Origin of the sequence: Martinezella tropici (genome assembly GCF_008370325.1) — a bacterium.
GTDB classification, from domain to species: domain Bacteria; phylum Pseudomonadota; class Alphaproteobacteria; order Rhizobiales; family Rhizobiaceae; genus Rhizobium; species Rhizobium tropici_B.
This window is the reverse complement of sequence record NZ_VNIP01000003.1, coordinates 48827-68340: the sequence shown is the minus strand read 5'-3', so window position 1 is coordinate 68340 and position 19514 is coordinate 48827. Positions and strand designations below refer to the sequence as shown.

Sequence of the window (19514 nt, the reverse complement as noted above, 5' to 3'; positions counted from 1 at the left end):
AAATTCAACAAAAAAGATGACTTAATAACTCATGTATTCTTGACGCCGGCTGCACCCGCGAACTAGTTTGCGCCATCTTTTTCAGGAACGGGTAGGCGAAAAGGGAACATGAAGCAGGGATCGCATAATTATATCAATAATTTGACGCGCAAGAGGTTCCACCTTGCTGGCAGTGCTACAGCACTTGCCACGGTGCTTGCGCTGAGCGGAAATGCCTTTGCGCAGGATTCCAATGCAAACAGCGGTACCGCGACCCAGCTCGCGCCGATCGTCGTCAGCGGTCAGTCGAGCGACGCAAGCGACAATACGACGATAGCGGCAAAGAAAAGCCAAGGCGCCACAAAGATCAGCACGCCTCTGGTTGAAACGCCGCGCTCCGTTTCGGTCATAACCAAAAAGGAAATGGAGGAGCGTGGCGCGCAGGACATCATCGAGGCGGTTCGCTATTCCGCCGGCGTCCAGACCGGCTCATACGGCTTCGATCCGCGTTTTGACCAGATCTATATTCGCGGTAACGACGTTACCACCGATGGCGACTACCGCGACGGATTGCGGCAGCCCTATATGAATTACGGGATGTTCCGAACCGATTCCTATGCGCTCGACCGGGTCGAGGTGATCAAGGGGCCGGTATCGGTGCTCTATGGCGCCGGCTCGCCGGGCGGCATCGTCAACAAGATCTCGAAGTTGCCGACAGAAGAAACGATCAGGGAGGTGGGGGTTCTCTACGGAACGTCTGATCGCGCCCAGACGATGTTCGATTTCGGCGGCCCTGTCAGCAAGGATGACGACACCATGTTGTACCGGATCGTCGGCTTGGCGCGAAAGGGCGACACCAATTTTGATATCGCCGACGATCGCTATTTCATCCAGCCTTCCTTCACCTGGAAGCCTGACGACGCGACGAAATTTACGGTTTACGGATCGGCGCAGTCGACCGAAACCGACGCCAATGTCGGCGCACTGACCGGTCCCGATGGCGACGTCCTCAAGCTGCGCGGCAGCGATCCCGACTACGATTATCAGAAGACCCGGCAGCAGCAGGTCGGCTACCAGTTCGAGCACGAATTCGATGGCGGCTTCACCTTCCGCCAGAACCTTCGCTTCTCCCATCTGGATCTGAAAGCGCGCTATCTCGGCACCTACAGCTGGACCGGCAACGTTGCCCACCGCGGCGCGAGTGCGATCAGCGATGCTATCAACGTCTTTCAGGTCGACAACCAGCTGGAATCCAAGTTCGATACCGGTCCGGCCGCCCATACCATGCTGTTCGGCCTGGACTATACCCGCATGAACGATTCCTTCGTATATGGAATGGACGCGACGGCCAACCCCGCCTACGACTTCGATATTGATAATCCGACCTACGGCGTCTCTGGCCCGACGCCGGAGTATAATTTCAGCCGGGTCAGCGCCAGCCTGCAGCAGTTCGGCGCCTATGCGCTTGATCAGATCGAGCTCGACAAATGGCGCTTCACGCTCGGCGGACGCCAGACCTGGGTCAAGCAGTCGACCGACACCACGCTTGTCTCTTCCGGAACGACCACGGAAGACAAGCTCAGCAAGAACGCATTTTCCTACCAGGCCGGGGCGCTCTATCTCTTTGACAACGGCATTGCGCCCTTCACTAGCTATTCGACCTCCTTCAACCCGGTTACCCAGCGATCCGCATCCGGCAGCATCCTGGACCCCACAAAGGGCGAACAATACGAACTGGGCGTGAAATACCAGCCGCCGGGCACCGACATTCTGCTCTCGGCCGTCGCCTATCACTTGGTCGAGAAGAACAAGCCCGTTCTCGTCGATCCGCTAACAGGCATCTATGCCTCGCTCGGCGAGGTCACCAACAAGGGGATCGAGCTGGAAGCCAGGGCAAACATCACCGATGGCTGGGATGTGATTGCCGCTTACTCGTACAACCATTCCGAAATCACCCGTGGTGACAATGCCGGCAATGCGCCTGCCGTGACGCCCAAGAGCATCGCCAGCCTGTGGTCGAATTATACCTTCCAGGAGGATTCGGCGGCAAAGGGCCTCACCGTCGGCGCTGGTGTCCGCTACACGGGCGAGACCTATACCAGCACGGCCAACACCGCCAAGAATGACGCAAGTTTCTATCTCGACGCGGCACTCTCCTACGATTTCGGCGCGATCGACCAGAAATACAAAGGCCTCACCGCCTCCGTCGACCTCCGCAATGTCGCCAACCGTCGCCTGACGGTCTGCAACGAGGGTTATTGCTACCTCGGTCAGGGGCGCAATGTCACAGCTTCGTTGAAGTATCGGTGGTAACGTTGTGTAACAGGCGCCTCGTTGGCGCCTAAGCGCAGAAATGCCGGCGCCCGTTAATGGGCCATTGCAATAGTCAGATCGACGAGCTGATGCCATGGGTCTATGCGAAATCTTCAATTGAGGGCCGTGGCCTGAAAACTGCCGTACATCAATCGCTAGTTGCCCAACCGCGGAACGTTTGTGCGCATCATAGGAGGCGAAAAGGTTCAATACGGTTTCTAACTAACTATGAGTATGTGAAGATAATTCCCTTAAAAGTAAGGCGGCCCTATCATGGCCGCAAAGCTCCCATGCCGGTAAATTTCGCCCGTGCCGCGTCGTAAAGTTCCTTGTCGATGAGTGTCAATTTGGCGACACGCTCACGCGCTCGATCGGAAATATCTTCGATCTGATTTCCTATTGCCGATACATTGAGCTTAGGAATCTCGCCAACATTTAAATCCAAATGCCGCGCCAGCTGGTTAACAGATTCATCCATGTGTTCGACAAACCCCACAAAATTTATTTTGTCTAATGCGGTGAATGCGCACGAGTGGATCTCATCATCCTTCATCCCATAACTCATCAACTCCCATGTAACAGAGACAGCATTTGTCGTCTGCCCCGGAGGAATTCTTGCGCCACAGGCGTCTGCTGAAAAGGGATAGGCAAGATACCGAGATTGAACGTTATAAACCAATGGCACTGCAACGGGATCGAATACAAACTCTTCAAATGTCTTATTCAAGAGGTATTTATGATAGGGATGACCTTGATCTCTCTTCACGTGAAGGAAATGGGATATAGTTCGCTCGAATGGATCACGTAGGAACGTAAAGATCCAAGATGGCCGCCCCAGCATGCGAGCAAATGCAAATCCAAAATGGCCCCAGAAAACGTCCCAATTATCGAGGGGGCTAAAATTCTCGTTCCATAAGTTATCCCACAGTCCCTCTGGATATATCCTTTCTCCGAATTTTTCAGCAAGGAGATGTTGAATTGTGGTGCCAGCAGTTTTGGGAATATGTAGAAAATAGACCGCCGTCGCTAACGCTAACATTTCAGACGGCAACGCTTCAGCATATCTGTTTTCGCATTTAGTACGACTGAAACGCATTTTATGTGCAAAATCCCGCAGTCCACCTGCAACCACTAGCAAAAGCTCCTAAAATTTCTGGATTTGCCACCCTTGAAATGAGCTCCATGGCGACAGCTTTCCGATGTGTAACAGGCATTATTTTTTTCAGTCAATCGTCATTAAAGGCCCAGTTGTGGATTAAACTTGGGCCGTCATGGAATCTCTAATTGCGCCCCGCATTTATTGAGCTAAATCAGATGGGTGCAATCCTCAGCTGTGGAGAACTTAGTAAATATCTAGCAGCCCGGGGTGGTCGTAAATTTGCGTCAGGCGCTGGCATTGAAGCATGCGATGATATAAGAAGCACGCTCATTGTTGGCCCATTGGTTTTTTCGAGCGAGTTAGCGATTGTCAGTCGATACCATTATTTCTTATGCTCAGAATTTTGAAGATGTCATGCTGTGGCGCGCTCTTGGTCATATCGAGCATGGTTTTTATATTGATGTCGGCGCATGCTCGCCTGATGAGATGTCTGTTACAAAACTATTTAGTGAGCGAGGTTGGCACGGCATCAATGTGGAGCCGAACCCGGTGCATTTTGAAGCTCTGCAGTCCAGGCGTCCACGGGATACCAACTTGCCAATAGCGCTTGGCGCCTACGATGGCGAGATAGAGATGCATTTGTTTGGTGACACCGGCCTATCTACGGTCGATAACGTCATCGCAGAAAGTCACCGGGTAAATTGGAAGGAGACAATAAGTTCGGTCAAGCTGCGCCGCTTGGCCGACATATGGCGGGAGCGCGTATCTCAAGACCAACCGGTTCACTTTCTGAAGATAGATGTTGAGGGATTTGAGCGTGAGGTGCTCCTTGGCGCTGATTGGTCAATACAGCGCCCTTGGATTGTAGTGATAGAGGCAACAGCTCCACTCAGCGCGGAGCCAACGCACGCACTATGGGAAGGTATTCTGCTCGATGCCGATTATTTATTTGTCTATTTCGATGGGTTAAATCGTTTCTACATCGCCCGCGAGCATTCTGAGCTTCAGGCTGCGTTTTCCGCTCCACCTAATGTTTTTGATGACTATATTCCTGCTGCTCTTGTAGAGCGCGATTCTATGATCGCGGAGCGTGATTCTGCGATTGCCTTACTTCACGGAGAAGTGCGTGAGGCAAAAGACAGGCTTAGCGAAGATAGCCATGCTGCTGAACGGCTGCGATCTGACGTTATAGAACTGACAGAAAGCGCGGCTAAATTGCGCGGAGAGCTTGAACGCAGAACAGGTGAGTTGCAACAGCACATGGAAAGCTCAGCCAAACTGCGCGCTGAGCTTGAGCACAGAACGAACGAGCTAAGGCGGCGCGCGGAAGAAAATACCAACTTACTTCAGCGGGCCGCAAATTTAGAGCGCGAACGTCACGTGTTTTTATCGTCCAAAAGCTGGCGACTGACACAGCCATTGCGATTGATGAACAAAAATATCACACCGACGCAACGCAATCGGCTTAGGCGTATCGTTAAAGCAGCCTGGTGGATGGTTACACCATGGCGGCTTCCTGCGCGTTTCCGTTTTATTAGGGAACGTAACGCAGCGACTGTTGCCGCTGGAATTGTTCCGATGGTCACAACTCCGCAATCGAAGTATTTGGCTTGGATCCGAGGGCGCGGACCTACGGAGAACGCTATTCCCTTTCCCCGGGGCGAGGCGCCGGTAATTTCTTTCTTACTTGATGTGAGCCATCAAGATGACGACGTGGCGTTGAGCCGCACCTTGGCATCTTTACGCGGACAGAAGCGGACAGCATGGGAGGTTTTGGTTTGCGGTGCTTCTGCTTCTCGGCAGAAAAGGCAGTCATTTTGCAGTCTCCTCGCCGGTGATGAGCGCATTCAGATTGCTGATCAGGAGCAGACCTGCGGGAGTGCCTTGCGGGAAGCCCGCGGCACCTATATCGCGGTTCTGGATGCCGGAGATCTCCTCGCACCCGCTGCTCTCGACGAGGTCGCAGCCGCAATTGCGGCTTCCCCTGAAGCCGACATACTCTATAGCGATGAGGACCGCCAATCAGCAGGGAGCGTGCGCGAACAGCCTTATCTAAAGCCGTGCTTTTCGCCAGATCTCCTAAGTGCCTTTAACTATTTTGGTCGTCTGACCCTGTTGCGACATAAGCTTGCCGTTGAAGTGGGTGGATTCGATCAAGGAGCGGGTTCTGCCTTCGAATGGGATTTAAATCTGCGTATTGCTGATATCGCGCAGACGGTGGTGCGTATCCCCAAAGTGTTGTGCCATCGCAGGCCAGATAGTGATGTTGGCAGACCGGCAGCCGAAACATCTGCCGCTGCAGATGCGCGGCGAACAATCCAGGCTTATTGGAAGCGCCATGGATATCAGGCGGAGGCTCTAACTCAGCCGGACGGGACGCAGTTGGCGACTTGGCCGCTTGTTACAGAGCCCCGGGTATCCGTCGTCATTCCCACTAAGGACAAAGCACATCTTCTTCGTATGTCAACAACCGGGCTTTTACAGCTCACGAATTATCGCAATCTCGAACTGATTATCGTTGATACTGGCTCAACACATCCCGAGACGCTCGCATTATATAGTGAGCTGGGGGCAGATCCACGTGTGAAGATTCTTAACTTTCGTCCCAAATTTAATTATTCGGCGGCTTGCAATTTCGGTGCTGCTGCGGCGACTGGCCAAATTCTGCTGTTCTTGAATAACGATGTTGAAGTTATTTCAGAAGATTGGCTAGCAGAAATGGTTCGTTTTGCCCAGCGACCTGGAGTGGGTTGTGTCGGCGTAAAACTATTGTTCCCCTCACTTGAGCTTCAACACGGAGGGGTTACTATAGGTCCACATCTCGCGGCGCTAGCCTATCGGAGTGGAGAGGCATTGGGCTTCGAATTATTTGGTTCCCCTCACCATCCCCGCAATTGGATGGCAGTGATGGGAGCCTGTCAAATGGTTACGCGCGAAGCGTTTGATGCAGTTGGTGGCTTCGATGAGTCGTACCAAATCGCAATGAGCGATGTCGCATTGTGCTTACAGCTTTGGAGAGCGGGCTATCGGACGGCATATGTTCCTGCTGGAGCTTTGGTGCATCACGAAGGCGCTACGCGTGGCCATTCCAATCCCGCAGAAGATGTCCAGCGCCTTGCTGATGACATCAGAATTTTGGGTATCGACGAAGACCCATATTTGCATCCTGATCTGAATGGTGCGGAAGCAATTCCAAGCCTAAGGCCCCCTGGCGGAGAAGGGCCCGCTGAGACGTTAAGACGAATGATTTCCGAAGTTGGTTCGTACGAAGCCATACCCACTGAGTTGGATCTAAACTGCGATGGGCGTGTGTTGGCATTGACCGGCCGGTCGAGGGCACAAGTGCTTTGGACGCCACAACCGGCATACAAAGTTGTAGATTGCTGGAGTGCGGCTCGCTGGACCCTCGATCTGCTGCGTAGACGTTCGGACATACGCGCCCGTTTTCCACATGCACTTTCAGATGGCCAGAAGGGTACTTTCGCGCGCTGGCTTATCAAAGAGGGATGTACGCAGTTTGGCTTACCTGATGAGGCGGCTAATGCGTTTCAGGCGATGTTTGATGCCAATTTGGGCGCACGGGCGCGGTCAGTGTTTCTGCGCCGCGATGACATTCGGCAGATGTGGCCCCATGGCTTGACTCCAGCCGGTCGTAGTGAGCTCTTTCGCTGGTTTATCTTGCACGGGCGCTTCGAAGAAAATATTCGACTTGAGGAAATTTGGTGGTTGTTTCAGGAGGCGAATGAGCGTCCGGAGCGAGAGATCGTAACGGCATTTTGCGTTACACGTGCATGGCAGACAATGTTTCCCGAAGGAGCGTCGCCTTTTGGTGCGGATCGCTTCGCGCGTTGGTTTGCCGCGACTTATCGAGCCGACGGGGCGTGGCTCAATCCGACGAACTGGGTATTGCCAGGATCTCCAGCCGATCAAATACGTCTCGCTTGGTGGTCCAGGGAGGATTGGCGAAAAACGCATCCGCTTGCACTTAAGGAACAGGTAGCTGCTCTTTCATTCCTCGACTGGCTGAAGTCCGGCGCCGTTGCGATGGAGCCATGGGTCACCACCTGGTTGAACAGCATCAACCGTGACAATATGGCTGTCGAACTTACGCGGCCGGGTGTCAACATGTTTGGACATTTTCGCTATCCATCTGGTTTGCGCATTTCTGCCGAAGCAATTGTTGAAGGATTACGGGAAATCGGCATCGGATTATCATTGCGTGACGTACGGACTGGTGCAAAGGACGATCCAGGTCACGAGCATTTCGTCGGTTTTGAAACGTACGATGTGACGATAGTGCACGCCCAGCCCGAGCCGTTTTTTGATCATGTGTTTGAAAGCGTCGATCTTAGCGAGCGAGATTCCCGTTCCTATCGGATCGCATATTGGTACTGGGAATTTAACACAATTCCGGACAGTTGGCGCGTGCAGGCATCGCTCGTTGACGAAGTGTGGGCCGCAACGGAATTCGTGGCGCAAGGGTTGCGTGAAAAACTTTCCGTTCCGGTTCGCACCTTGTTTCCTGGTGTGCGTCTCGCCCCTTACGAAGCGCGCGGACGCAAATACTTCGGACTTCCCGAGAACGAAACTTTGTATTTGTTTACTTTCCATATGATGAGCATTATGGAGCGTAAAAATCCGCTTGGGCTTATCCGCGCATTCAAGCAGGCCTTCCGTCCCGAAGAGCCAGCCCGTCTGGTACTCAAAACCTCATTCGGTAGTCACCATCCCAAAGAAATGGAAAAATTGCGTCAAGCGGCCGCAGGTTCGCGAATAACCATTATAGACGAGGTTTACTCCCCCAACGATGTTTTAGCTATTACGGAAGCCTGTGACGTATACGTGTCGCTGCATCGAAGTGAAGGGTTAGGTCTGACGATGGCTGAGGCCATGCTTATGGGTAAGCCCGTAGTGGCGACCGGCTATTCTGGAAATACCGAATTCATGGACGAGAGCAATAGTTTGCTCGTTGACTACACCCTCGTGAAAGTGGGTGAACCAATACCACCGTATGAAGCCGGTTATGAATGGGCCCAACCCTCCGAGGATCACGCCGCAAAGCTTTTGCGACGTCTATATGACGAGCCCGCTTTCGCGCACGAACTCGGTCTAAAAGCCAAGATTGACGCAGAGCGACGACTATCTGTATCGGAAGCGGGACGCCGTATCGCGGCTCGTCTAGCTGAAATCGAGGATGCTCGATCGAAGGATAGTATTCAGTAGAAATAAGCCAACAGCAGTTTGGACGTGGCATTGAAAGACGTGTCGATAAACGATCGAAGCGAAAAGCTTTTCAAAGTGTTAGTGTATGAGATAAAAAGCAGAAACTCGCGTTCGCTCGTGTGGTTCGGTATAAGCCGCAAACGCAAGTCCAAAGCTGCACACATGAATGGAATTTAAATGACAATCTTGGTTTCCGGAGGAGCCGGCTTTATCGGCGGAAACTTCGTCCTTGACTGGATTGAGAGGCATGACGAGACGGTCGTCAATCTCGACAAGCTTACCTATGCCGGCAATCTGGATACGTTGAAAGGATTGAAGGGCAATAATCGTCATGTGTTCGTGCATGGCGATATCGGTGACCGCCAGTTGATCGACGACCTGCTTTCAAGGCATAGGCCGCGTGCAGTGCTCAATTTTGCTGCGGAAAGCCACGTCGATCGTTCCATCCATGGACCTGGCGACTTCATCCAGACGAATATCGTCGGCACCTTCAATTTGTTGGAATCCGTTCGCGGTTACTGGAGCGGCTTGCCAGATGGGGAGAAGCAGGGCTTCCGCTTTCTTCACGTCTCGACTGACGAAGTCTATGGCACCTTGACCAAGGATGATGCGCCGTTCAGCGAGCTCAATCGTTATGAGCCAAACAGTCCTTATTCCGCCAGCAAGGCGGCGTCAGACCATCTAGTTCGCGCCTGGCATCACACCTATGGCTTGCCGGTATTGACGACGAATTGCAGCAATAATTACGGACCTTATCACTTCCCCGAAAAGCTGATCCCACTGGTGATCCTGAATGCGCTCTCGGGCAAGAGCCTTCCCATTTATGGCGACGGCCTGCAGATCAGGGATTGGCTCTATGTGAAGGATCATTGCAGCGCCATCCGCCGCGTGCTGGAGGCCGGGAAGGTTGGTGAGACCTATAATGTCGGCGGCTGGAATGAAAAGCCCAATCTCGATGTCGTTCACACCATTTGCGCGATCCTTGATGAGCTGCAGCCGAAGGTGGATGGCGGCCGCTACAGCGATCAGGTCGTCTTCGTAAAAGATCGGCCAGGCCATGATCGTCGCTACGCGATCGATGCGCGCAAGCTGGAGCGCGAGCTCGGCTGGAAACCTGACGAAACCTTCGAGACCGGCATTCGCAAGACGATCGAGTGGTATCTCGCCAATCAGGATTGGGTGGGCAACGTCACCAGCGGCGCCTATCGTGAATGGGTCGACAGGCAATATGAGGTGCAACCGTGAGCAGGATTCTGGTTACGGGCGCCAATGGGCAGGTCGGTTTCGAACTGCAGCGCTCGCTTCCGATCTTGGGGACTGTGGTAGCGGTCACCCGTGGGGAGATGGATCTTGCCAGGGAGGCGAGTATCTTGGCAGCACTCCAGGAGCACAAGCCACGCATCATCGTCAATCCAGCAGCTTACACGGCCGTGGATCGCGCCGAGAGCGACGCTGAGCAAGCGATGGCGGTCAATGCCGCAGCACCGGGGATCATGGCGCGCTGGGCGGCGGACAATGGCGCCTTGCTTGTACATTACTCGACCGATTACGTCTTCGACGGCTCGAAAGCGGCTCCGTATGTGGAGGAGGATGCGGTCAATCCGCAATCCGTCTATGGCGAAAGCAAGTGGCGAGGCGAGGAGGCCGTGCGCGCGGCCGGGGCTGCGTATATGATCCTACGGACAAGCTGGGTCTATGGCCATCACGGTAGCAATTTCCTGAAGACCATTCTTCGGCTTGCGCAGGAGAGAGACACGCTGAATGTTGTTGCCGATCAGGTGGGCGCGCCGACGTCGGCAGCCCTTATCGCCAATGTCACGCGCTCGGTCGTAGAGCGCATGGTTGGTTCGCAGGCATCAGAGGACCTGTCGGGGACCTACCATTTGACCGCACAAGGCAACACATCGTGGCATGGCTATGCGGTGCATATCCTTGGCGAGGCTTCGGCCGCAAACTTTAAGCTGACCCTTTCCCTTGATGCGCTCAAGCCGATTTCGACCTCAGAATATCCAACTCCTGCAAAGCGCCCGGCCAACTCAAGGCTCAATTGCGCAAAGCTTACGCAGCGCTTCGAAGTGACCCTGCCGCCATGGCAGGAGGGCGTCAGCGACGTTGTTGCCAAGTTGCGGCCTGCAGCGAATTGATGACTGAGAGATATTATAATGGCGCGGGTCATGATCGATGGGCCGAGTGGACATGGACGGAATGAAGACGAGACGCTAAACCATGAAGAAAGCACGTAAAGGCATCATACTTGCAGGCGGGTCGGGAACGCGCCTTTATCCGGTGACGCTCGCAGTCAGCAAACAGCTCTTGCCGATCTACGACAAGCCGATGATCTACTACCCGCTCACCACCCTGATGCTGGCTGGTATCCGCGAAATCCTCATCATCTCGACACCGCAGGATACGCCCCGTTTCGAACAATTGCTCGGAGATGGCCGCCAATGGGGGATCGAGCTTAGCTATGCAGTTCAGCCAAGCCCGGATGGGCTCGCGCAAGCATTTCTGATTGGTGAGGAGTTTCTGGATGGTGCCCCGTCCGCCCTGGTGCTGGGGGACAATATCTTCTACGGGCATGATTTCACGCGGCTTCTCCACGAGGCGAGTGACAAGGCGACTGGCGCCACCGTTTTTGCCTATCACGTGCACGACCCGGAGCGCTATGGTGTCGTCGAGTTCGACGAGAAGGGGCGAGCGATCAGCCTGGAGGAGAAGCCGAGCCAACCGAAGAGCCATTATGCCGTCACCGGCCTTTATTTCTATGATGAGAGCGTGGTCGAAGTCGCGAAATCCATCCGCCCTTCGCCACGCGGCGAGCTGGAGATAACCGATGTCAATATTCACTATTTGAACGCCGGACAGCTCGACGTGCAGACCATGGGGCGCGGCTATGCCTGGCTTGATACTGGAACGCATGAATCGATGCTGGAGGCGAGCCACTACATAGCCACCATCGAAAACCGCCAGGGCCTGAAGGTCGCTTGCCCGGAGGAGATTGCCTATCGCAGCGGCTGGATCGACGCCTCAAAGGTCGAGGCGCTGGCGCTTCCGCTTAAAAAGAACGCTTACGGGCAATATCTTCTGGGAATCCTGCGCGAACAGATATTCTAGCGATGCCGCGCCGGCTATCGCGCCGCTTGTCACCGAACATTCTCTATCGAAGCAGGAAGACGAATGAAAGCCATCGATACCGCCATTCCGGACGTCAAGATCATCGAGCCCGCGGTGTTCGCGGATGATCGCGGCTTCTTCTTTGAAAGCTTCAGCAAGGTGAAGTTCGAGACCGCAATCGGACGAGGCGCCGATTTCGTGCAGGACAACCATAGCCGATCTGGAAAGGGCGTTCTGCGCGGGTTGCATTATCAGCTGCCGCCGCACGCGCAAGCCAAGCTCGTGAGGGTCGTGGTTGGTGAAGTCTATGACGTCGCCGTCGACATAAGGAAGTCTTCGCCAACGTTCGGGCAATGGGTTGGCGTACTCTTGTCGGAAGAAAACAAGCGCCAGCTTTGGATCCCGGAAGGATTCGCGCACGGCTTCCTGACATTGAGCGACCATGTCGAGTTCCTCTACAAGACCACCAATTATTATGCGCCCGAAAGTGATCGCGGTATTCGTTGGGATGATCCGCAGATCGGCATCGACTGGAAGCTGGCAGATCAGCCAGGCCTCTCGCCTAAGGATCAACGCCAGCCCTTGTTCACAGATGCTGAACTCTTCGAGTGAAAATTATCCGCGAACGGCAGTTCCTCTTGGTACGAGGGGTAGACTTGCTGGATATCAAACACACCCGTTGCCCTGTCGCTATATATCACCGCCTCTTCATCAGTAGCATCATCAGCACTGGCGCCCCCACCAGTGCCGAGACGAGGCCGGCGGGCATCTGATATGGAAACGCGATCATTCTGCCGAACCAGTCCGCAAGCACCATGAGGCCGCCGCCGACGAGGGTGGCGCCGGCGAGTTGGGGTGCCGCGCGTCGCAGTCCGAGCTCACGCGCCAGATGCGGGCCCATGAGGCCGATGAAGCTCAAGGGACCGAGGACGAGGGTGGCGGCGGCGGTCATGGTTGCGGCGAGCGCAAAGAGGCCGGCGCGAGCGAGATTGACGCGGATGCCGATCGCTTGTGCTGCTTGCGGTCCGAGCGGCAGGAGATCGAGCCAGCGATGCGCGAGGAAGGCAAGCGCAAGGCCCGCTATCGCCGCCACGGTTGCGGAAATTGCCTTTGGTATGTCAACAAGATAGGTCGATCCGCTCATCCATTGCATGACGATCATCGCACGCGGATCGCCGCCGGCGGCGAGCACGCTGATGAAGGCATCGAGCATGGCTCCGAGCGCGATACCCGTCAAAAGCACGCGCTCGGGCGCGAAGCCGGCTCGGATGCCGAAAAGGAAAATGGCGACGAGAACGGCGAAAGCGCCGAGGCCGCCGAAGCCGAGTTGCGCGACAATACCTGGAGCAGGCAGGAGAAAGAGCGCGGCGGTGACGCCCAAGGTGGCGCCCGCGGAAATGCCCAGCACCTCCGGGCTTGCCATCTCGTTGCCGCTCAGCCGCTGCAGGATGGCGCCGACAACGCCCAGCATCGAGCCGGCGGCAAATGCGCCGATGATGCGCGGTAGCCTATAGGGCAGCACATCGGGCCAATGCAGATAGGTGAGGAAAGTCCACGCGCCATCCGGAGTGCGCCCGAAGAAGACAGCGCCGGCCAGCAGGAGGGCGAGTGCCGGGATTGATGCGACCAGCAGCACTCTTGGCGTTCGGATAGCGCGGTTCGCATCCTGCGACGGATTTGGGACGCTGCGCTGTACTGTCTTCGGACGCGGTAGCATCAGAAGCAGCAGCGGCGCGCCGAGCAAGGCTGTAATGGCTCCTGTCGGAAGGAAGGTCGAGGATGTTCCGGAAAGGATCACCAATACGTCATCCGTCAGAAGCAATAGTCCGGCGCCGATGAGGGGGGACCAAACGAGCTGGCTCTTCATCCGCCGGGCACCGGCAAGCTCAGCGATCCGTGGCGCGATCAAGCCGATGAAGCCTATGACGCCGACCCCACTGGTGACGATAGCGGCAAGCGCAATCGCAACGCAGACGGCGGCGATGCGCGTGCGTTTCACCGATAGGCCAAGTCCGCTGGCGCCGCTGTCGCCGAGCTCCATGAGCGAGAGTGGTCGCGCCATCAACAAGGCAGCACCGGAGAGGACAGCGATTTTCGGGAGGAGAGAAAGCGGAATGGTCCAGCTTTGCTGTGCCAGCGATCCGGCGCCCCAGATGAAGAGGCCGGAGAGATAGCGATCGTTCATCAGGACGAGAATGGCGGCCAGCGCGCCGCTCCAGACGCCGACGATCAGCCCGGCAAGCACGAGTGCCAAGGGCGAGAAGCCGCGTCTCGCACCGATGAGGAAAACGACTGCGGCGGCGGCGGCACTTCCGAACAGGGCGACAGCATCGCGGCTGAGGCCTTGAAGGGCGGGAAAGGCGAGCATGACGGCGACGAGCGCAAGGTTGGCGCCGGCGGAAATGCCGAGCGTCGAGGGAGAGGCCAGCGGATTGCGCAGCACCTGCTGCAGCAGGCTTCCCGACAGCGAAAGGGCGGCGCCGGCCAGCAACGCCGTCGCAATTCTCGGAAGCGTCGAATAGAGCAGCAGCAGACGCTGCGGATCGTAACCTGCTTCCTGCTCGGTCAGCCGTGCGAGATCGGGCGCCAGTTGATGCCAGGAAAGGAGCCCGGCGAGCGCCAGCAGTGTCAGCGCTACGGCCGGAGCGCCGAAGGTCTTGTTCGCCTCGATGCGGGTCATGCGAATGTTTCCAGATGATCGAGCAGGATACGGGCGAAGCGCTCCGCTTCCTGCACCATGCCGAACATCAAGGTGCCCGGCAGCACCGATACGCGCCCGGCACGCACAAAGGGGAGGCTCGTCCACAGCGAACTATCCTGCAGGTTGTCGAGCACGTTGGGCGGAAGTAACGGTCCGAATGCGATCAGTCGCAGGCTTTGGTCGAGCGTTGCCAATTGTTCCAGGCCGATCGTTTCAAAACCCCAATAGTCCCCGGGCTTGGTCCACGCATTCTTCAGGCCGATCCTAGTCATGACGTTCTGATAGAGGCCGGCGCCGCAGTAGATGCGGGCATGGCGCTGGTCGACGAAATTGATCAGCGCCAGCGGTGGAGGGTTGAGCTTCTTCACCCGGTTTGCGCAATCGTCGAAGAATTGCTCGGACCGGGCAAGGAAATCTTCCGCTTGGGCTCGACGACCGATGGCGTCGGCCAGCAACCGTGTCGCCACGATGGAGCGCTCCAGTGCCTCGCCGCCTTCGGCATAGATTGTCAGTTCCATGACCGGGGCAATCGCTTCCAGCCGCGGCTTCAGGGGAGCAAGATAGGGTGTCGTCAGGATCAGCGCCGGCTTGACGCTAGCCAAGACCTCGAGATTGATCTCGCTGGTGGTGCCGAGATCGATGACGCCATCAGGCATTTTCGGCTCGACGACCCAGGTGTTCCAATCGGCAAGGGAGGCAATGGCGGCCGGCGTAATACCAAGGGCAAGCAGTGTCGAGGCCAAGCCATAGTCCAGCGAGACGATCGGCCCCGTTGTCGTTTCGGCCGCCATTCCCGACACTGGAACGGCAAAAAGTGCTGCGGCAGCAAGAAGCGTGCGGCGGGATAACTTCAGAGTCTCGAAACTGCGTTCAAATGACATAAGCAAGCGGCGTCCCATGCACGGGGTGAGCCGTGACGCCCATGTTGGTGCCGTAGATCGTATGCAACGTCTCAGCGTTCATGAGGCTTGGCGAAGGACCGGCGGCAATCAGACGCCCTTGCTTCAGTGCATGCAGATGATCGCAGAAATGCGCTGCGACGTTGATGTCGTGCAGGACGAGAATAACGCTTAAGTCCTTCGTCCGGCAAAGGTCCCGCACAAGCCCGAGAATTTCCATCTGATGGGCGATGTCGAGCGCCGAGGTCGGCTCGTCGAGCAGCAGGCAGCGGCTGTCCTGCGCAACCAGCATGGCGATCCAGACGCGCTGGCGCTCGCCGCCGGAAAGCGTATCCACCATTCGCCCCGCAAGCGTATCGACATGCGTCAGCTTCATTGCCGTCTCCACCTTCTCGCGGTCGAGATCGGTGAAGCGGCCGAGTGCTCCGTGCCAGGGATAGCGCCCGCAGGCGACAAGCTCCTCGACCTTCATGCCGGCAGCCGATGAGGTGTCCTGCGGCAAATAGGCGACGGCACGCGCGAAAGCACGCATGTCATAGGAGCCGGCGGCAACGCCGTCGAATAGAATGCGGCCGCCCGTCGGCTGGATCTGCCGGGCCAGCAACTTGATCAGCGTGGATTTGCCGGAGCCGTTGTGGCCGATCAGACCGGAGATCTCGCCAGCCTTGAAGCTGATATCGAGCGGATGAAGAATGGTTTTGCCATCGACCTCGAAACGCAGGCCTTCCGTCGTGAAAACCGTTGCATGATGCTGATCGTTTCGGGCGTTAGTTTCGTCTTTCATTATTGTCCCTGCTGAAGCGCTCCGGCTTCCTGACATGTTGCTTGCCGGCGAAGCGGCTCAGTTAATTGATTGAAATCAAGGGTTTGACGAAGAAAAGACATGGATCGCTCTCACGCCAGAGCGTCGGGAATATCTCGGCGCGGATGAAGCCGTTCCTGTCATAAAAGGCGCGCGTCTTTTCATATTGCGGTTCGTCTCTGCCACGCGGTGCGAGCGTCTTCACCGTCAAGAGTTTGCAATCGGAAGATCGCGCAAATGTTTCGGCTGCCGCCAGCAACCGTTTGCCGACGCCGCTGCGATGATATCGGCGTCGGGTGGCAATCACCAGGATTTCCATGGCGGCCGGCGGATGGGCGCGCAACGAAACGAAGCCGGAGATGGTATCTGCCTCGACACATCCGAACATCGGCAGGGTTTCGACGGCGCCTGCGCAGGCTTCGACGACATTGGGGTCGGTGAACCACTCCGTAAGCTCCGACATGATTTCACGACAGATCGTACCTTTGGATTCGGTTATCTCGATAGCTTCCTGCATCTACTTTTCCTTATCCTGTCGGTTGAGCGTCGTTTGCAGAGGATAGCGGCGTATTCCCATCAGGTGCGCATCTCCTGAACCCGTGCGGATCGGTGGCGCCGGTGGTTGCTAGTGGCGGCACAACTATGATCGGCTTCAAGCGAGATGGCGGCGAGGCAACGCGAATGCGCCTCCCGCAGAAGGCCGCAAACAAGGGCGCATGACACGCCGGCCTCCTTGGCGATGATGTTCTGAGGAATGTCGTCAAAATAGTGCTCCTCGTAGAACTTGCGGGTTCTGGCGGGCATGGCTTCGACCGTGCAACGAAAGGCCTTGTAGGCCTCGGCCTCATGAAGATGTTCTTCCGGGCTTCCATAGGCCGAGGTATTGCCTCCGATCTCTTCCTCGACGAACAGTCCACGTTCATATTGCTGCCGCCGCATATAATCAGTGGCCAGATTGCGCACCATGCGCATCACATAGGAGGTGGGTGCCGCTATGTTTTCTCCGAGCGGCTTGGAGACCAGCTGCAGGAGAACCTCCTGCACGACGTCTTCGGCCAAGGTCATGCAACCCGTGATCCTGCGCGCGACGGAGAGAAGTTTCGGGTAGGCGTGAAGTGCTGTTTGGAGTTGCTCATTGGAAGTCGACTGCGAATGGTTGGCAATCATGTCGGGCTCTCGCTGAAATCCAAAGTTGCATTTCTGTGTGCCCCTCTTTTTGAGAGGAACCTATAAAACATGATAATAAGAGTCAAGATAGCGGAGTGGAAAAGTGCAGCCTCTCCTAAATCATGGCGTATGCACCTGATTTTATTTTAACTTTCCGATGCAATCTATAAGGAAATCCCGCTTATGTGATGCTGCCATCGCGGCTCTGCCACGAGCCTTGATGTCGCGATAGCCCATTGAAAATCCCCAGCTTCTCGGTCACCGATCCGGCCGCAACGGATGAAAATCGGTTCACCCGATACCTGATTATTGATGCTGGAAGTTGTATCTTCAGGTGCGAGCATCACGCTTTGCGGGTCGGTGAGAAAGCCGTGACCAAGGCATTTCAGTGCAGCCTCCTTCTGAAGCCAGCAGGCGAGGAGAGCATCGCGGCGATGTTGCCTGTCCAATTGACGAACCTGATTGAGCTCTTGCTCGGAAAGGATCATGGGCATGATCTCGCTGGCCTCGTCTTCCGAAAATGCATCCGGGCGTTCGATATCGATGCCGATGCGGCCGCCGCGACAGATCGCAAGCGCTACTCGATCGTGTGTATGCGAAATATTGAAGTCGATATCGGGATGGTCGGGCAGGTAAGGCCTGCCCGACGATGTAATCGCAATGGTGAGCGCCTGCGGCGGGCAGCCGAGCAGATTGCCGAGGATGCGGCGACAAAGGAACCTCCCGGCGACAAAAAGACGCCGCGCCTCGGTCGATCGAAATGCCGCGGCACGGTGTCTTTCCTGTTCGCTCAATATCCAGTTCGGGACATCAAGTCCGTCGCGCAGATGCAGGCTATGAAGCTCGACCTGCGCGACATCTTCTCCCTTGAGGGGGATGGCCACTTTATTCCGCCGCCTGTCCCAGGTGCGAGGTCTGCAACGTATGCCCCTGCGTTTCCCACTGAACGATGGGATCGAGCTGACCGATATTGAAATGTTCGCGGCCGAGCAGGGCATTGGCGATGACGGCGCTGCGCCACGCCGCGAGGCTGAGTTGCGGTTCGGCAATGCCGTGGCTGTGTCTGCCGGCATTGAGAACGAAGATGCGGTTTTCATGCGGGCCGTCCCATGCCAGCGAGAAGTCGCTTTCCAGCACCGGCTCGCCGATGGAGCTCAGTTCGATGCGGTTTTCGAGCGAATGCAGGAATTCCGGAAGGACAAAGCGATAGCCGGTCGCAAGGACGATCATATCGACAGTCAGCGTTTCGACACTGTCATCGAAACCGTTGCGCATGGTCAGCCGGATTTCGGGGCCATCCTGCTCGGCTGCGATGACGTTGCGGAAGGGACGCAGCGAGATGCCGTGGTCCGGGGCGTCTGCCGTTTCGAGCTTGCGCTCATAGAGGCGCCGATAGAGCTTTTTTAGGGTGGAGGCGGAAACGCCGTCGCTTGCCAGCACCTGCCGGCGCATATGGGTGAGCCGAAGTTCCTCGGGCAGCCCATGGAAGCGTTCCATATAGCCCGGCGTGAACAGTTCGTTGGTAAAGGGCGTCGCATCGAGCGGCTCGAAATTCGGCCGGCGGCTGATCCAGTGAATGGTCGAGACGGCGTTCAGATCCAGGAGCGCATCGACGATCTCGGCCCCACTCTGGCCGCCGCCAATAACGGCGACACGCGGAGCTTTCACATCGATGAGGCGCTGCGTCGCTTCGCTGCTGTGGAAGGTCATGGATTTCGGCAGTTGTTCCGCCCAAGCTGGGCGAGCCGGGACCTTGCCGACGCCGACGGAAAGATTGCGGGCACCGATTGCGCCATCGTCGGTGGCGATGGAGAAGAAGCCGTCATTGGCGTGGACCTCGCGCACGCTTGCGTCGAAGCGAAGCGAGGTCAGCCCGCGTGCGACCCATCCGAGATAATCGGCGAATTCCTTGCGCGGAACGGCTTCGTATTCCGCATTAAGAAACTGATAAAAGCGTTTATGGGCAACAAGATAGGAGAGAAAGCTCCAGGGGCTTGTCGGGTTGGTAGCGGTCACCAGATCCTTGAGGATGGACGTCTGCATCTCCGCGCCCGGCAGCATCATCCCCGGATGCCAGGCGAAGGATGGGCGCCGTTCGAAGAAGCGGACCGAGAGCTCCGGGACGGAGTCGAGCTGGGCGGCAAGGCTGAGGTTGAACGGACCAATTCCGGCCCCGGCGAGGTCGAGCACGTGCGATGTCATGATGCAGCTCCAGAA

General features: G+C 56.4%; 14 protein-coding genes. 6 read left to right on the top strand and 8 right to left on the bottom strand.

Annotated elements, in window-relative coordinates; translation table 11 throughout:
- Nucleotides 1–108 precede the first annotated feature (108 nt).
- Entirely contained in the window at nucleotides 109–2292 is a 2184-nt protein-coding gene (locus tag FP026_RS03265) for a TonB-dependent siderophore receptor (RefSeq protein WP_149633205.1), read from the top strand.
- A 271-nt stretch (nucleotides 2293–2563) separates the two neighbouring features.
- On the opposite strand, the gene FP026_RS03260 is transcribed toward FP026_RS03265, so the two are convergent.
- Complete coding sequence (locus FP026_RS03260; protein WP_149633204.1) at nucleotides 2564–3424, bottom strand: sulfotransferase family 2 domain-containing protein; 861 nt, start codon at nucleotides 3422–3424, stop codon at nucleotides 2564–2566.
- 333 nt (nucleotides 3425–3757) lie between these two features.
- Here FP026_RS03260 and FP026_RS03255 point away from each other — a divergent pair, with 333 nt between their 5' ends.
- The 5 genes from FP026_RS03255 to rfbC all read left to right on the top strand — a co-directional run bounded on the left by FP026_RS03255 (nucleotide 3758) and on the right by rfbC (nucleotide 12340).
- Nucleotides 3758–8614 carry an FkbM family methyltransferase gene (locus FP026_RS03255; protein ID WP_210247953.1) on the top strand — a complete coding sequence of 1619 codons (4857 nt, stop codon included), beginning with the start codon at nucleotides 3758–3760 and terminating at the stop codon, nucleotides 8612–8614.
- Nucleotides 8615–8791: 177 nt separating this feature from the next.
- Complete coding sequence (gene rfbB, locus FP026_RS03250) at nucleotides 8792–9859, top strand: dTDP-glucose 4,6-dehydratase (RefSeq protein ID WP_149633203.1); 1068 nt, start codon at nucleotides 8792–8794, stop codon at nucleotides 9857–9859.
- Complete coding sequence (gene rfbD / locus FP026_RS03245) at nucleotides 9856–10758, top strand: dTDP-4-dehydrorhamnose reductase (protein WP_149633202.1); 903 nt, start codon at nucleotides 9856–9858, stop codon at nucleotides 10756–10758. Before rfbB ends, rfbD begins: the two co-directional genes overlap by 4 nt.
- An 82-nt stretch (nucleotides 10759–10840) precedes the next feature.
- Nucleotides 10841–11728 carry a glucose-1-phosphate thymidylyltransferase RfbA gene (rfbA, locus tag FP026_RS03240; protein WP_149633201.1) on the top strand — a complete coding sequence of 296 codons (888 nt, stop codon included), beginning with the start codon at nucleotides 10841–10843 and terminating at the stop codon, nucleotides 11726–11728.
- 63 nt (nucleotides 11729–11791) lie between these two features.
- Nucleotides 11792–12340 carry a dTDP-4-dehydrorhamnose 3,5-epimerase gene (gene rfbC / locus FP026_RS03235; RefSeq protein ID WP_149633200.1) on the top strand — a complete coding sequence of 183 codons (549 nt, stop codon included), beginning with the start codon at nucleotides 11792–11794 and terminating at the stop codon, nucleotides 12338–12340.
- An 85-nt stretch (nucleotides 12341–12425) separates the two neighbouring features.
- On the opposite strand, the gene fhuB is transcribed toward rfbC, so the two are convergent.
- The 7 genes from fhuB to FP026_RS03200 all read right to left on the bottom strand — a co-directional run bounded on the left by fhuB (nucleotide 12426) and on the right by FP026_RS03200 (nucleotide 19499).
- Complete coding sequence (gene fhuB / locus FP026_RS03230; RefSeq protein ID WP_149633199.1) at nucleotides 12426–14408, bottom strand: Fe(3+)-hydroxamate ABC transporter permease FhuB; 1983 nt, start codon at nucleotides 14406–14408, stop codon at nucleotides 12426–12428.
- Complete coding sequence (locus tag FP026_RS03225) at nucleotides 14405–15310, bottom strand: iron-siderophore ABC transporter substrate-binding protein (RefSeq protein ID WP_149633198.1); 906 nt, start codon at nucleotides 15308–15310, stop codon at nucleotides 14405–14407. The genes fhuB and FP026_RS03225 overlap by 4 nt, the downstream gene beginning before the upstream one ends.
- Entirely contained in the window at nucleotides 15300–16112 is an 813-nt protein-coding gene (locus FP026_RS03220; protein ID WP_149633197.1) for an ATP-binding cassette domain-containing protein, read from the bottom strand. Before FP026_RS03220 ends, FP026_RS03225 begins: the two co-directional genes overlap by 11 nt.
- Before the next feature lie 61 nt (nucleotides 16113–16173).
- Nucleotides 16174–16647 carry a GNAT family N-acetyltransferase gene (locus FP026_RS03215; protein WP_149633196.1) on the bottom strand — a complete coding sequence of 158 codons (474 nt, stop codon included), beginning with the start codon at nucleotides 16645–16647 and terminating at the stop codon, nucleotides 16174–16176.
- A gap of 59 nt (nucleotides 16648–16706) precedes the next feature.
- Complete coding sequence (locus FP026_RS03210; RefSeq protein ID WP_149633195.1) at nucleotides 16707–17297, bottom strand: sigma-70 family RNA polymerase sigma factor; 591 nt, start codon at nucleotides 17295–17297, stop codon at nucleotides 16707–16709.
- A 164-nt stretch (nucleotides 17298–17461) separates the two neighbouring features.
- A complete protein-coding gene (locus FP026_RS03205; protein WP_246665221.1) occupies nucleotides 17462–18181 on the bottom strand; it encodes a 4'-phosphopantetheinyl transferase family protein in 720 nt (239 codons plus the stop codon).
- A 1-nt stretch (nucleotide 18182) separates the two neighbouring features.
- Nucleotides 18183–19499 carry a lysine N(6)-hydroxylase/L-ornithine N(5)-oxygenase family protein gene (locus FP026_RS03200; RefSeq protein ID WP_149633193.1) on the bottom strand — a complete coding sequence of 439 codons (1317 nt, stop codon included), beginning with the start codon at nucleotides 19497–19499 and terminating at the stop codon, nucleotides 18183–18185.
- Nucleotides 19500–19514 lie beyond the last annotated feature (15 nt).

Coding starts and splice junctions, on each gene's coding strand:
- FP026_RS03265 (WP_149633205.1), top strand. CDS start 109: ATGAAGCAGGGATCGCATAATTATATCAATAATTTGACGCGCAAGAGG.
- rfbB (WP_149633203.1), top strand. CDS start 8,792: ATGACAATCTTGGTTTCCGGAGGAGCCGGCTTTATCGGCGGAAACTTC.
- rfbA (WP_149633201.1), top strand. CDS start 10,841: ATGAAGAAAGCACGTAAAGGCATCATACTTGCAGGCGGGTCGGGAACG.
- rfbC (WP_149633200.1), top strand. CDS start 11,792: ATGAAAGCCATCGATACCGCCATTCCGGACGTCAAGATCATCGAGCCC.
- fhuB (WP_149633199.1), bottom strand. CDS start 14,408: ATGACCCGCATCGAGGCGAACAAGACCTTCGGCGCTCCGGCCGTAGCG.
- FP026_RS03225 (WP_149633198.1), bottom strand. CDS start 15,310: ATGTCATTTGAACGCAGTTTCGAGACTCTGAAGTTATCCCGCCGCACG.
- FP026_RS03220 (WP_149633197.1), bottom strand. CDS start 16,112: ATGAAAGACGAAACTAACGCCCGAAACGATCAGCATCATGCAACGGTT.
- FP026_RS03215 (WP_149633196.1), bottom strand. CDS start 16,647: ATGCAGGAAGCTATCGAGATAACCGAATCCAAAGGTACGATCTGTCGT.
- FP026_RS03210 (WP_149633195.1), bottom strand. CDS start 17,297: ATGATTGCCAACCATTCGCAGTCGACTTCCAATGAGCAACTCCAAACA.
- FP026_RS03200 (WP_149633193.1), bottom strand. CDS start 19,499: ATGACATCGCACGTGCTCGACCTCGCCGGGGCCGGAATTGGTCCGTTC.